Genomic DNA, 13,890 nt, shown 5'->3' on the forward strand with positions numbered 1-13,890 from the left:
ATAACCCGAGCGAAAGACTTTGAATTCAGAAATCAGTACACGTCCGCACCGCCTTGGCGACTTAGGCGGTTTCCCTACGTGGCGGACAACGCTTGCTTGCGAGTGGAAGCTTCTGCTCGTTGGTGCCATTGCAACATTCTTCCTCGCCAGCTTCTTCATGAGCGGCTTGCACGGGCTGATCCCGGACCTGTCCCGGCCATATGGGTACGAAGCGGATGGGATGTTTCATGCCTGGATGGCTCAGCGGGTTACGGAAGGCTGGCTGTTTGATAATGCGCGCAGTGGCTATCCGTTCGGTTCGAGCTTCCTTGATTTTCCGGGCTCGGATTCTGCTGACCACTTATTGATCAAAGTGCTCGCGCTTATCGCGGGTGGTTGGCCAGCAGGCGTAAAGTTGTTTTATCTGTTCAGCTTTTCCTCCTGCTTTGTCGGTACCTACATAACCGCACGGGCGTTCGGCCTGAACCGAAAGTTTGCGGTCACCATGAGCGTGCTTTACACGTTTATCCCGTTCCATTTCTTTCGATTGAATCACCTTTTTTATACCTGGTACTTCGTCGCCCCGGTTTTTTTCTATCTGGCGCTCGATATCTACCACACGCACGCGGCCCCGGCCAAAGCTCCCACCAAGTCGACGTTACGCAAACTCTCTCTTACGGCATTGTGCATGGTGGTGCTGGCCTCCTTTGGCGTGTACTACGCACTGTTCGGCATGATCATTCTGGCATCGGCTGGGGTATTGAGTGCCGTCAGATGGAAGAACGTTCACGGCGCAAAAAAAGCAGTGCTGCTGAGTATTGCCATTGTGTTCGGTGTGTTTATCAATATCGCACCCAATATGCTTGGAACGTATAGAAACGGGCCTAACCTGGAAGTCGCTCAGCGCTCGTTCGGCCAGTCCGAGGTTCTAGGTCTGAAGATGATGCAACTCCTCATGCCGCGCCCGGACCATCGCGTTGGTCGCTTGGGGCAGGTGGGTTTGCAATATAACCAAGGGTCGCCGCTAATTAACGAAAACTCGTTCGCGCCCCTGGGTATCATCGGTGCAGCGGGCTTCATGCTGGCCTTGTTGTATTTGATATTTGCCCCCGCTCGATCGGAGGCTGACGGTAGGCTGCGCCTGCTGGCTGCCGTTACCCTGGTGTTGTTTCTATTCGCGACGATTGGCGGGTTAGGCTCGCTGTTCGCGATGCTAGTTTCCCCGTCAATCAGGGGATGGAACAGGATCAGTATTTTTATAGCGTGCGGCGCGTTGCTGTTCTTTTTCATCTCGCTGCAACTCATATTGGAGAAGAAAGCTCCTCAGTTCGCTAAGTATTCAATGGCTATCTCGGCAGTGCTGCTGTTTGTGGGTCTATACGACCAGACCGCACCGGTCTGTAAGCATTGCAATGCAGCCGTTGAGGAGTCATTCGACAGCGATAAACGCTTTGTTGCGGCAATCGAAAATACGCTTCCTGCGGGCGGTGCCGTGTACCAACTGCCCTATATTGGCTTTCCCGAAGAGCCAATCATGAACCGCCTTTCCAACTATCAGCTTCTGGCAGGCGTGCTGCAATCGAAGGCATTGCACTGGAGCTTTGGCGGTATGAAAGGCAGGCCGGGTGATCTGTTCTATCGCGGACTTGCGCAAGAACCGATGACGCGTCAGCTTGAAGTCATTCGCAAGCTAGGCTTCGACGGCATTTATATCGACCGCCGAGGTTATGCAGATAACGGCCAGGCATTGGTGCAGGAGCTTTCTGGCCTGCTGCAGCAACAGCCACTGCTTCAGAGTGACAACAAAGAACTGGTGTTCTTCAGGCTCGATGGCAGCGAGCACCCCGATTTAAGCGGTCTCTCCACAAAACAGATTCAGCGGCAGGCAGGCTTTTTGGTCGACGCTATGGGGGGGCGTTACAGCGGTAACCTGGCGACCGGGATTGACTTCACCCGCAGCGGGATGCCTGAGTTTATAAGCGCCGCTGAGGGCTTTTACGATGTAGAGCCGTGGGGGCGTTGGTCTTCTGCAAAAGCGGTGTTCGATTTTACCGATCCACTTCCTCAAAAATTTACTCTTGTGCTGAAGGCTATGCCCTATGGGCCAAACGCGACCGACCCGACTCGCGTCGAAATAGGCAGTCGTGTCTATAGCGTTCAGATTCCTCAAGGGACATCGGAAGTGCGGGTGCAGGTGGACCTGGAGGGCTCAAGCGCTGACCGCATAACTTTCATCCCGCCTAAGCCGATCTCGCCCAAGAAGCTGACCGGGAGTACGGACGATCGGATCCTTGGCATCGGGTTTGTATCAATGCGGATCCTGAGTGACAAGTGATCTTGCCCTTTAGCTCTTGGCGCTGCCTTCAGCGCCAAGGGCTACTGCAGTTTTTCCATCTATAAGCCGGGTTGCGGCTTTTGCACAGGTCCAAGAACAGAATCCTCCCCCTGCCTGTAATCAAGCCAGGGGGAGGGTATTCCGGTGCTTACTCAGCGAGCGCCTGCGATGATTGAAACAGCTGTTCAGCGCTCTGCTCCCACGTCATCCACGGCATTCCATCAGACTTCGGCTGCGCTGCACTGCGATGCAGTTCGATCCACGCCTTAACGCTCTTCGCGAGTGACTGCGCATCCTGTCCCTCGAAGTAGAATGCATGCTCACCGGCCACTTCCCGAAACACAGGGATGTCTCGTGCTATCAACGGCAACCCATATTGCGCAGCCTCGATAAGCGGCAGGCCAAAACCCTCACCAAGTGATGCCGCAATCAACGCATCGGACTGTGCATAAAGGCTGCACAGATAATCATCGTCGATGCCCTCAAACCAGAACAGTCGCTTCCCGGATTCCGGGTGGTCTCTTAGCCTCTCGACAAGCGCCTCAACCATCCAGCCTTGCTTCCCGACGATCAGCAAATTGGCGTCCTGCTGGCTTGCCCAAAGCAGCTCGAAAGCATCCAGCACCTGCGCATGTCCCTTTCTTGGCTCCACAGTGCCCACCATCAGAAATGACGGACGGGCCTGAAGGCTGGAGAGGACATTCTTGGGAATGGCCGTCGTACCTTCAGCGCTGGTCGGCTTGGTGATATCTGCCCCCAAGTGGAACCACGAGATATTAAAAGGCCGTTTGGACGGTTTGCGATGTTCTGCAACCCACTCAGCCATTTCATCCGCAACCGCTTGGGAGATGCAAATCACACCATCCGACTCGACAACGACTTTCAACCATTCATCCAGGATGTCAGCCGCGCCGGCAGGGAAACATTGCGCCAGCTTTTTAAGCAGCAAGTCATAAACCACGAACTGCACGGTGACGCCACGGCGCCTCATGTCTGCAAGTGCCTGCCGCTGTCTTGGAACAACGACGGGCTGCAGGTCCAGACCGACGAAATGATCGCCGGAGTGGAAAACCACCGGCTCGTCCTGAAGAAGATGAGTCGGGCAGTTCAGGAAACCCAGGGTGAACTGTCGTGCGTACCGGTAGCCGTCCTCGTCCTCGGTGGCATAAACAGGCTCGACACGATAATTACCCGGAGGCGTCGTCAGCCATGTTTCGAGGATGCTCCGAACAACGCGCTGGATTCCGCTCTTGGCATCGCGATTAACCAGTTCGGAAATGTCCACGAGCAGCTGAGGTTTGAAGATCGTAGGCTTCAGGCTTTGGTCAATGGACTCTGCAACAGCCATCGAGCTTTCGTAGCTGAAGCCTTGTTTTTCGAGGCCTGCAATCGAGGTCACAACCTCCGACACGGAGTGGTAGGAATCTTCGTGAAACCTCTCAATGGCTTGCCTGTAGAGGAATGCGCAGGCCCGAGGAGAGTGTCGAGTGTGAATCAATTGCTGGCCTTGCGCGCCGATACGTTCACGCGCGGCAGTGTCATGGCGCAGAAGATTCAGCGAGTCAGACAGTTCGGCGTCGTCGAAATCATCAGGCAGTTTGACCAGGCTGGAGGTCGGTATGTCCGACATGCTGCCGTTGGCATTCACGATCGTGGCAATGCCGTAATTCAGGCAGTCGAGTACGGCGGCAGAGGTTTCGCCGCGCGATAGCGTCCGCAACTGGACCGCCGCATCGGCGACTTCCAGATAGGCCTTGAACATGTCAGCGTCTGCCCAGCCCGTGATCTTGATACGGTCGCGGCAGGGGCTGGCGTTGATCTTCTTCAGCAGGTTTTCGCCAAACTCACCTTCGCTGTTCTGGCCAACGTAGACCAGATGACAGTGCTCGTCCTGCGCGAGTTCGGATTCCAGCCAGGCGTCCAGCAGGCGATTGTTGAGCTTGGACGGGCCCAGCAAACCAAAACTGCAGACCACGAAGTCGCTTTCAGAGAAACCCAGTTTCGCTTTCGTCTCTGCGTGGGTGCGCGCGTTGGGGAAGCGAGGTGTGCGCAGCAAGGGGATCTCGGCCCACTTCAGGCCGGAGTTTTCTCCATACCACTGTTGTGCCAGTCGGATCGAGTAATGGGAATGAACAATGATCCCCTCGGCTTGCTGAAGGACTCGCAGGTTGCACGAGTATTTCCACACCGCATCGGCCGTGTCAGCACCATTGACACGCTGGCTGACTGCCTTGTAGCCGTGTCCAAGGTAAAGCGCACGCGTCCAGAAACCCTGATGCCCTAAATGAACCTCCATGTGTGCCGCAATGCCCGACAGAAAAAAATCGTGTAGGACGACGGTCCCCGGGATCTTTTCGATCAGGTGGAACATGTGTTCATGAAAGCTGGAGTTGCCGAAGTGATAGATAACGCGATCAAACACGTGTGCGTTTTCTTCAAACCACGCGACCGAGCGCAGCTTGTAATTGATTCCTGCGTCTGCGGGCGAGACCGACTCCTGAGCCACGATCACATCAATCTGGTAGTGGGCGGCGAGTTCAGGCAGCAGTTCGGCGCTGTAGTCGCTGATCCCGCTACGGGCAGGCGGGAGCGGGGACACATAAGCCAGGCGAGGTCGCTTCGGCGCACGCACCGGATTCGGGATCGAACAGCGGCTTGCGATCAGTTCCTTGATCGCCTGCACGGCGCGAATGGCAGTCTCGTCCCAACTGAATCTGCGCGCCTGCTCGATGGCCAACTCTGCCAGCCCAGCCCTGAGCGCATCATCGACCAGTACCTGTTCCATCTTCGCCGTGATGGAGTCGATCTGGTACGGGTCGAACAGCGCCTCCGGGTTGCCGAGCACTTCCGGCAGGCTGGATGTATTGGACGCAATGACGGGTTTGCCGCAGGACATGGCTTCCAGCGCAGGCAACCCAAACCCTTCGTGCAGCGACGGGAAGATAAACAACTTGCACGCGTTGTAGAGCGCAATCAGGTCGTCTTCGCTGACGTACCCGGTGAAACATACATCCGCTTTCTTCAGGCCACTGCTGACAACCAGGTCCTGAAGACGGGTGCGTTCATCGGGCTGAATGTTGCAGACGATGACCAACTGATGAGCACGACGCACCGGTTTCGACAGTTTGCCGAATGCGCTGATCAGGCCCTCGATATTTTTGCGCGGGTCGATGCCGCCCGTGTACATGACGAATGGCCGGTCAATTCCCAGCCGCGTCTTGAGAACGGCATCCCGTTGATCGTCAGGGAGGGGGCGGTAATGATCTGTGTCGATGGCGGTGGAAATATTGACGACTTCCTCGGGTGCGAACCCAAGGTGGTCAATGACTTCCGATCGTGACGAGCTTGAAATCGCCAGCACCAGATCGGCACGGCGCAAGTGCTGAAGCTTGGTCTCGTACCAGCTGCGAACCGGCGGTGAGCCCAGGTAGGCGTCAGGATTGATGTAAGGGATAAGGTCGTAGACGATCGTGGCTGTAGGAATCGAAGAATTCAGCATCTTGATGCTGGTCACGGCGTCGTCTACCAAGCCTTCAAACAGGCTTGAAACCAAGACAAGATCCGGGTCCAGGTTGGCGATGAACGCCTCCCGCACCAATTCGGAGGCATGCCGATTCCATGTGTTATCCGGGTTGAGTGCGCTGACCTTGCTGTTCGGCACCCACGTCTGGATATGACTGGCAGGCAGAAGGCCGTAAAGCTCGTCCCTGATGTGATCGACAGCATCGCCGAACAGCCCATTCAGGACGACGAAGACTTCAACGTCGCTACGGTTTTTGATGAAGGCCTTGGTGAACGACAGCGCGTACCGCCCGATGCCCCGATTCCTGTTTTCCGCTTGGGCGCCCTGAAGGTCAATAACGACGCGCATCAATTCGAATCCTTACGTTGTTCGTTGCTGTTGAGGCGGGTGTAGATAGCTTTCGCATTTTCCGTGAGGTGAGCCGGAGCAATAGGGACATCACTCGGATCAGGCGTAAAGGTCGGCGTAGGCTCTGGGTACTGGACCGTCTGCGGCGTCACCACTGTTTCCGCCCGGAGACGAGCGGCGAGGGCTTGCAATCTGGTTTGCAGGCCGGGGATGCGAAACAGCACGCGCTTGACGTTCTTGCGCAGGCCGGGTCGGTTCAGGACGCCTTTCAGGACTTTCTTGATTGCCCGCTTGAGTGTCCGCGACGGCGATGAAGTCACCGATCTGCCGAGCATTGCGCCACCACGCAACGGCCCGGTGACGCGCCACGATGTGCTGTTTTTCAGCTGGCTGACGTACTCGTTTAGCTGGTGATGCTCGGCGGTCAACGCTCTGATTCTTTCATCCTTGTGAGCGACATCGTCTCTCAACGCATTGATCTGGCTGAGGCGGTTTTCCGCCTCGGTGTACCACATGTGCGCGTTTCGGGAGGACTCATCGAGCATTTTCACCATTGAGGCGTTCGCGAACTCGAGCGAAGTATTAGCACTTTCCAAGGAGGCATTGGCAGCCTTAAGCTTGTCCACCTTGAAATCGAGGACCGCAGCTTTGACGTCTTGCACCTGGTTAGTCATCGCCGAGTACTCTAGCTCAACGTGATCGACACGATGATTCAGCAGCGCGGCTGTACTGCTGACGATCTCCCGCTGCTCCTCCAGCTTCGCTACCTGATTGGCTTCGAGGCGGGATTGCAGCTCACCAAGCGTCACCGTTTGGTTTGTTGCCAGCCGCTGTTCCATTTCACCGAGCTTTGCCGCTTGGCCTTCTTCAAAACGACGTGCCAGCTCATCAAGGCTCAATCCGTAAGCCGCGTCAAACGCTGGATCGAATGTCGAAATATCCAGGGTCCCTGCCGCTTTTTGAGCAATGATCGCGTAATCCGGACTCGTCCCGCCGATCACGTCCATCAGCCCGACGGCAGGACTGTCCACCAGCGCTGGGTTTTCCTGCAGGCGCAGCAGCTTCGAACGAGTAAAGCCACTGAAGGACACGAGGAATTCCAGCAGCATGTGTGGAATCGGCTTTTCGTGAGTGGGGTCGAGATAGAAATTCTGCGTCCCCACAATCAGGTTTTCTGCGTTGGGCGTTTCGAGAATCAGCAGGCCACCAGGCTTAAGGACTCGGTTCGCTTCGGCGACCAGTTGTTTCAGGTCGTCGAAGGGGATGTGCTCGACGATGTGAAAACCGGTTAACACACAGAGTGAGTCGCTTGGCATCGCCTTCAGATAGAGCAGGGCGTCGGCTTTCTCAGCAGGCAAGTGGCGGGCCTGGCAGGCTTCCAGCATGCCTTCGTCCAGATCCACACCCGTGGCGTTAAAGCCGTTTTCTACCAACGTTTCCAGCCACTCGCCGCGCCCGCAGCCTACGTCGAGCGCGCGGCAGTCGTCATACAGACCTTGCAGCGGAAGGATGAACGGAAGGTAAACCTGCAATCGCTGCTTGATGGTTTCGTGAGAACCGCGATGCTTGTCTTCAAAGGCGCGATAGAACTGCTGGGTCACTGAATGCACTCCACAGTGGGTTGTATCCAGGCTGAGCCCACGAAAGGAATTTTGTCCGCGTTGATCACGTTAAACACCAGTGCCAGATCTCGCCATTCGTAATTTGCGTTGAGGTGAGTGTCCGCCGTATGCAGGGCGACAGCGATGGAGTATGAGCCAACGCCAATATTGGCGTCGAACCTGAAGACATACTCCAACTGGGTACCCCCTTCGAGCGCGCCCATCTTCTTGTCCAGATGATGGGTGTTGGTGCCGTAAATAGGCTGGCCCAGGCGGTCCTTGATCATGTAGCCCACGACCAGCTCGGGAATGGGGCTGTTGACGCTGACTTTTATCTTCAGGCTGAGCGATTGCCCGACGGATACGAATTCGATTGGGGCGTCCTGCTCGTTGTAGAGCGCAAGACTCTCAATGGTCGCTTCGCCGGAGCCTGAACGCGTTTGCACGCTCCCGTCGGCAAGCTTGTGCACTTGAACGGTGGCGTTCTCTTTCTCGGAAATAATGGCGTTGTAAAAATCCATCACTTCTTCCGGTGCACCGTCCTTGATAACCGTGCCCCCTTCAATCAGGAGCACACGGTCGCACAGCGCCTGGATCGAGCTTCGATCATGGGAAACGATCAGCAACGTGGTGCCTTGATCCTGAAACTCACGGATCCTGTCGAAACTTTTGTGCTGGAAGTAACTGTCCCCCACCGACAGCGCCTCATCCACGATCAGGATTTCCGGGCGCTTGGCAGTCGCGACAGCGAACGCGACCCTCATCTGCATGCCGCTGGAATAGGTGCGAACTGCCTGATCAAAGTATTCGCCAACTTCGGCGAACGCCTCGATCTCATCCATCACTTCATCAATCTGCTGAGTGGTAAAACCCATCAGGCCTGCCGCGTGATAAACATTCTGGCGACCCGTCAGCTCCGGGTTGAAGCCCATACCGAGTTCCAGAATCGCCGCAATACGGCCGTGCACCTCAACGGAACCCGTTGTCGGCTGCAGGGTGCCGGTGAGCATCTTCAGCAGCGTCGACTTGCCGGCACCATTCTGGCCGACGATGCCAATGGCTTCGCCTGCATTAATCTCGAAATTGATGTGCTGAAGCACCCAATGCTCTTCGCGGGGAGCGCTCTTGATGCCCAGCCAGCGGCCAATACGTTGCCACTCGCTGCGGTAGGTCCGGTAGGCTTTGCCGAGGTCTTTCGCGCGCAACAGGCTCATAGGGCGTCCACCATTTCAGGCGCTGCTCGGCGGAAGATGTAAAGGCCGAAGCCCAGCAGCACGCATGTGATCAGAACAGTGATACCTATCTGCGAGAAGTCAGGCGCCACGTTGTAAACGAAGACATCGTGGTAAGCCGTCACGATCGGGTACATCGGGTTCCAGGCGATCAGCGACTTGAGGTCTTCGGGGATGATGTTGATCGGGTAGACGATCGGCGTGAACCAGAAAAGGATCTGCAGCACGATAGGGATGACCTGACCGATATCACGCACAAATACGTTGAGTACACCGAGGATCAAGCCCAGCCCGACAGCCAGCGCCGCGACGATGAGAATCAAGGGGATGGCCCACAGCATCTCCCAGGTCGGCCACTGGCCGAGGCAAATGAAGACAGCAAGCACGGAGAGCAGCAGCAGCAGATTATTCAGCAACGCCGAGCCCAAAACGATGAAGGGCAGGGTGATCCGCGGGAATCTCATCTTCTTCATGAGATTGCCGTTCTCGATGAAGAGCGTCAGGCATCGGTTGATGATCTCCGAGAAGAGGCTCCACGCAAGCGTCCCTGCCATCAAGTACAGCGCGTAGGCGTATTTGTTTTCGATGCCGGGCAGTTTCGCGGCAAGAACGTTGGACAAGATCAGCGCGTAGATCAGCACGTTCGCCAGCGGGTTGATGATCATCCACAACCCACCCAGGCTGCTGCGGGAGAACCGAGATACGAATTCGTTGCGGATAGAGGTGCCGATAAAGCTCCTGTAGCTGTACAGGCCTCTCAACAATCCAAACATGTGTTCACCTTTAAATCCTGAAGCTTCAAATGGGGCTCTCTCTTCTGGCCATGGCTTCCCTGCGGCGGGCGTCGAATGCTAACGCTCCTGACCAATCAGAGGGAAGGCAGTGGCCGGGCAATGTGGGAATACTAGTAATCCCGTCTTGAGGGATCGCCCCTGGCAGAAGGGCAGGTGTCGCGGAGGTCGAGCGCATGCCAGAGCGCCCGGCAATCGCCAGGCGCCTTGTTCATCACGTTCGCGGAGGGTGATGATTTACTGACCAGCGCGGCCGTAGACATCCTCGAAACGCACGATATCGTCTTCGCCCAGATAATCCCCGCTCTGCACTTCGATCAGCACGAGGTCAATCACGCCCGGGTTGGTTAGGCGATGCTGATGCCCTGCACGAATAAATGTCGATTCATTGGTATTCAGCATCAACTCCTGATCGTCATTCACGACAATCGCCATGCCGCTGACCACGATCCAGTGCTCGCTGCGGTGGTGGTGCATCTGCAGGGACAGCGACGCTTTAGGCTTGACCACGATGCGCTTGATCTTGAAGCGCTCGCCGTTTTCCAGGGTCGTGTAAGTGCCCCATGGGCGATGCACCGTCTGATGCAGCTGATGCAGGGTGTGGCCGGACTTCTTCAGCTGGGTGACGATGTGTTTGACGTCCTGGGCATGATCCTTGTGCGCGATCATCAGGGCATCGGCGGTGTCGATGACCAGCAGGTCTTCCACGCCGACCAGTGCGGTCAGGCGTTCTTCGCTGTTGACGTAGTTGTTGCGCGCGCCGTGGGACAGCACTTCGCCTTCAAAGCGGTTGCCATTGGCATCGGCATTGGTGAGTTCGCTCACTGCGTTCCACGAGCCGATGTCGCTCCAGCCAATGTCGCAAGGGACGGTGGCGACCTTGTCAGAGCGCTCCATCAATGCGTAATCAACCGAGATGTCCGGGACTTTGGCGAAGGACTCTGCGTGCAGGTTCAGGCAGCGGTAGGCGTCGCCTTTGGTTTCACGAGAGAGGCTGATGGATTCGGCAGCAGCAGACAGAACGTCAGGCGCATGCTTTGCGAGTTCTTCGAGAACAGCGCCCACCTGGAAGCAGAACATGCCCGAGTTCCAGAAGTAGTTACCCGCTGCCACGTAGGACTGGGCGGTCGCCAGGTCTGGTTTCTCGACAAAACGTGCGACTTTCAGGCCGCTTTCGCTCGGGATAGGCTCACCGGCTTCGATGTAGCCGAAGCCTGTCTCCGGGTACTGCGGCTTGATACCGAACGTGACGAGCCAACCGTTTGCGGCGAGTCGTACAGCTTTGGCAACAGCCTCGGAAAAGGCGACTTCATTTTGGATGAGGTGATCGGCTGCAAGCACAAGCATGAACGCTTCCGGGCCGTGCGCTTCCTTGAGTTGCAACGCGGCCATGGCCACTGCAGCAGCAGTGTTGCGACCAAAGGGCTCCAGGATGAACGCCTGCGCCGGGCCGGATTTAGCGACATGCCGGTATTCGTCTTCGGTCTTGAACAGCAGCTCTTTATTGGTGACCGTCAGAATCTCCGTCACCCCTTCAAGCGCAGCGGCGCGCAGGAAGGTTTTTTGAATGAGGTTCTGTCCGTCGGGCAGCGTCATGAACGGCTTTGGGTGGGCCTCGCGCGAGACGGGCCACAACCGGCTACCTACACCGCCGGACAAAATTACCGGTATCAATTCCATATTTCTAAATCCTTGCGCGTAGCCAGGCAGTGATGTTTGAAGTGAGGTCGGACCAGGCGCGAGGCCTCATCCGACAAATGCGGTTAGCAGGGGGCGGTTGTCGTTTTCGTGTAGCGTCCCGTGCGAAGGGCGCAAGAATATCAGAGTGGCGTCGACATGCGTGTGCCCCGAGTAGGTTTGCATGCTGTAGGACATATCAGTCGTCGGCAGGCGCCGCTGTGGCGATCCGACAGGATCCAACTTCTTGGCCTGTTATCCGGACAACACAGCCGCTGAGCCAGCAGCGCCGGAGCGCCGATAACATGAGGCCACTCAGGGGAGCAGGTCGTTTTAAGCGAGCAACGGTAGTGGCACGCCATCCCCAATCGCTGCAATATCGAGCCGGCATCAGTACTTGATCAGGTCAGATCTCGGGGTCAGCAGCTCGTCGGATGGAACGCTGGCCAACGAATAAGACTGTCAGTCCAGTGTCGAGATAGCAGGAAAAGAATCTGAACGCGGAACGCTACGTCGGATGACGGCTCTTATGCTGCCGGCCTTAGTCGTTGCCGCACTTTCCTCGGCTTCGCAGCCCTCTATCCTCAATCATGGATTCTATGAATCGCTCACACGAAAACAACCTGCAAGCGGCGCTCAAGGCTTGTCGCGGGAGCTTCCTCTCGGTCGGGTTCTTCAGTCTTTTCGTCAACACGCTGATGCTGGTTCCGACCTTCTACATGATTCAGGTCTCGGGGAGAGTTGTGCCCAGCAGCAGCACGTCCACGCTGATCATGCTCACTCTCATTCTCACCATCCTGATGCTGACCCTCGGGTCGCTGGAATGGGTGCGGTCGCGCATCATGGTGCGCATCAGCAATCGGCTGGATGTGTTGCTGAGTCGCGACGTGTACCGCGCCAGTTTCCGGAAAGCGCTGAACAGCGGCGGTATGGACGCGTCGGCGCAATCCCTCAATGACCTGACCTCCCTGCGGCAATTTCTCACTGGCAACGGGCTGTTTGCGTTCTTCGATGCGCCGTGGCTTCCGGTGTACACCGCCGTGATGTTTCTGTTTCACCCCTGGTTTGGCTGGATGACGGTTATCTCGGCGGTGGTGCTGGTGGCACTCGCTTACGTCAATCATCGCTACACCGGCGGCGCGCTGGCCGAGGCCAACAAGCAAAGCCTTACCGCCAATCTGCACACCACCAAAAGCCTGCGCAACGCGGAAGTCATCGAGTCGATGGGCATGCTCGACACCCTGATGGGCCGCTGGGCGGTTCGGCAGCGGCGCGTGCTGGTGTTGCAGTCCGGGGCCAGTGACAAGAGCGGCGTGATCACTTCCATTTCAAAGACGTTCCGGGCCTGGGCGCAGTCCATGATGCTGGCGGCGGGGGCGTACCTGGTGATCACCCACGAGATCAATCCCGGCTTGATGATGGCGGGTTCTATCCTGCTGGGACGTGCACTCGCGCCTATCGATCAGATGATTGGCAGCTGGAAAGGCTTCGTCGCTGCGCGCGTGCAGTATCAGCGCTTGAATGAAACACTGGACAAGCTCAACGCCGAGCCCGAGCGCATGTCATTGCCCGACCCGGAAGGGCACGTGCAGGTCGAAAGCCTGTTCGTGGCGCCACCGGGTGCGAAAGCGGCGGTGATCAAAAACATCAGTTTTGTCACGCCCGCCGGCAGCATCGTCGGCATTGTCGGGCCAAGCGCGGCAGGCAAGTCGACGCTGGCCCGTGCGTTGCTCGGCATCTGGCCGCCACAACATGGCGTGGTGAGGCTCGACGGCGCCGACATCAGCGCGTGGGACAAGCAGAAGCTCGGTCCGCACCTGGGTTACCTCCCTCAGGACATCGAGCTGTTCGAAGGCAGCATCAGCGATAACATCGCCCGCTTCGGCAAGGTCGAACCTGAGAAAGTCGTGCTGGCGGCGCGCATTGCCGGCGTTCACGAAATGATCCTGCAACTGCCCGACGGCTACGACACGGTGATCGGCAGCGAAGGCGTCAACTTGTCGGGCGGTCAGCGCCAGCGGATCGGTCTGGCGCGTGCGGTGTACGGCAGCCCGCGATTGATCGTGCTGGATGAGCCGAACTCCAATCTCGATGAGGTCGGCGAGCGCGCGCTCGGTGTGGCGCTGCAAAAGATGAAAGAAACCGGCGCGACCGTGTTCATCATTTCCCACCGTCCTAACGTGCTGTCACGCCTCGACCGGATCATGGTCTTGACCAGCGGCACCCTGACGATGTACGGCCCGCGTGACCAAGTGATCGCCGAACTGGCTCAGCAACAGGCCAAAGCCCAAGCCCAAGCCCAAGCCCAAGCCCAAGCTCAGGCCCAGGCACAAGGTCAGACCCCGCCCCGGGTCGCTCCGGCATCGACCGGCGCCATTCAGCCCAGCGCCTGACAGGAATTCTT

7 protein-coding genes are annotated in these 13,890 nt (G+C 57.2%); 2 read left to right on the forward strand and 5 right to left on the reverse strand.

What is annotated here, in order from left to right; all coding sequences use genetic code 11:
• The first annotated feature begins 19 nt into the window (after positions 1–19).
• A complete protein-coding gene (locus QMX88_RS06035; protein WP_282367277.1) occupies positions 20–2,314 on the forward strand; it encodes a DUF7024 domain-containing protein in 2,295 nt (764 codons plus the stop codon).
• Between the two features lie 148 nt (positions 2,315–2,462).
• Here QMX88_RS06035 and QMX88_RS06040 read toward each other — a convergent pair whose 3' ends face one another.
• The 5 genes from QMX88_RS06040 to QMX88_RS06060 form a co-directional block, all read right to left on the reverse strand.
• Positions 2,463–6,185, reverse strand: a complete 3,723-nt coding sequence (locus tag QMX88_RS06040; RefSeq protein ID WP_282367279.1) for a glycosyltransferase — start codon at positions 6,183–6,185, stop codon at positions 2,463–2,465.
• Positions 6,185–7,786, reverse strand: coding sequence for a class I SAM-dependent methyltransferase (locus QMX88_RS06045; RefSeq protein WP_282367282.1), 1,602 nt, complete (start codon positions 7,784–7,786; stop codon positions 6,185–6,187). Before QMX88_RS06045 ends, QMX88_RS06040 begins: the two co-directional genes overlap by 1 nt.
• Complete coding sequence (locus tag QMX88_RS06050) at positions 7,783–9,000, reverse strand: ABC transporter ATP-binding protein (RefSeq protein WP_282367284.1); 1,218 nt, start codon at positions 8,998–9,000, stop codon at positions 7,783–7,785. The genes QMX88_RS06045 and QMX88_RS06050 overlap by 4 nt, the downstream gene beginning before the upstream one ends.
• Positions 8,997–9,791 (reverse strand): ABC transporter permease, encoded by a 795-nt coding sequence (locus QMX88_RS06055; RefSeq protein WP_282367286.1) that lies wholly within the window; start codon positions 9,789–9,791, stop codon positions 8,997–8,999. Before QMX88_RS06055 ends, QMX88_RS06050 begins: the two co-directional genes overlap by 4 nt.
• Positions 9,792–10,046: 255 nt before the next feature.
• The gene (locus QMX88_RS06060; protein ID WP_282367288.1) at positions 10,047–11,489 is read right to left on the reverse strand and encodes a mannose-1-phosphate guanylyltransferase/mannose-6-phosphate isomerase; all 1,443 of its coding nucleotides are present in this window, start codon (positions 11,487–11,489) and stop codon (positions 10,047–10,049) included.
• 596 nt (positions 11,490–12,085) lie between these two features.
• Here QMX88_RS06060 and QMX88_RS06065 point away from each other — a divergent pair.
• A complete protein-coding gene (locus QMX88_RS06065) occupies positions 12,086–13,879 on the forward strand; it encodes a type I secretion system permease/ATPase (protein WP_282367290.1) in 1,794 nt (597 codons plus the stop codon).
• The last annotated feature ends 11 nt before the right edge of the window (positions 13,880–13,890 follow it).

Origin of the sequence: Pseudomonas sp. PS02290, assembly GCF_029960075.1 — a bacterium.
Taxonomy (GTDB): domain Bacteria; phylum Pseudomonadota; class Gammaproteobacteria; order Pseudomonadales; family Pseudomonadaceae; genus Aquipseudomonas.

What these genes read in the sequence shown, in the direction of transcription:
- QMX88_RS06040 (WP_282367279.1), bottom strand. Translation starts at nt 6,185, where the DNA reads ATGCGCGTCGTTATTGACCTTCAGGGCGCCCAAGCGGAAAACAGGAAT.
- QMX88_RS06050 (WP_282367284.1), bottom strand. Translation starts at nt 9,000, where the DNA reads ATGAGCCTGTTGCGCGCGAAAGACCTCGGCAAAGCCTACCGGACCTAC.
- QMX88_RS06055 (WP_282367286.1), bottom strand. Translation starts at nt 9,791, where the DNA reads ATGTTTGGATTGTTGAGAGGCCTGTACAGCTACAGGAGCTTTATCGGC.
- QMX88_RS06060 (WP_282367288.1), bottom strand. Translation starts at nt 11,489, where the DNA reads ATGGAATTGATACCGGTAATTTTGTCCGGCGGTGTAGGTAGCCGGTTG.
- QMX88_RS06065 (WP_282367290.1), top strand. Translation starts at nt 12,086, where the DNA reads ATGAATCGCTCACACGAAAACAACCTGCAAGCGGCGCTCAAGGCTTGT.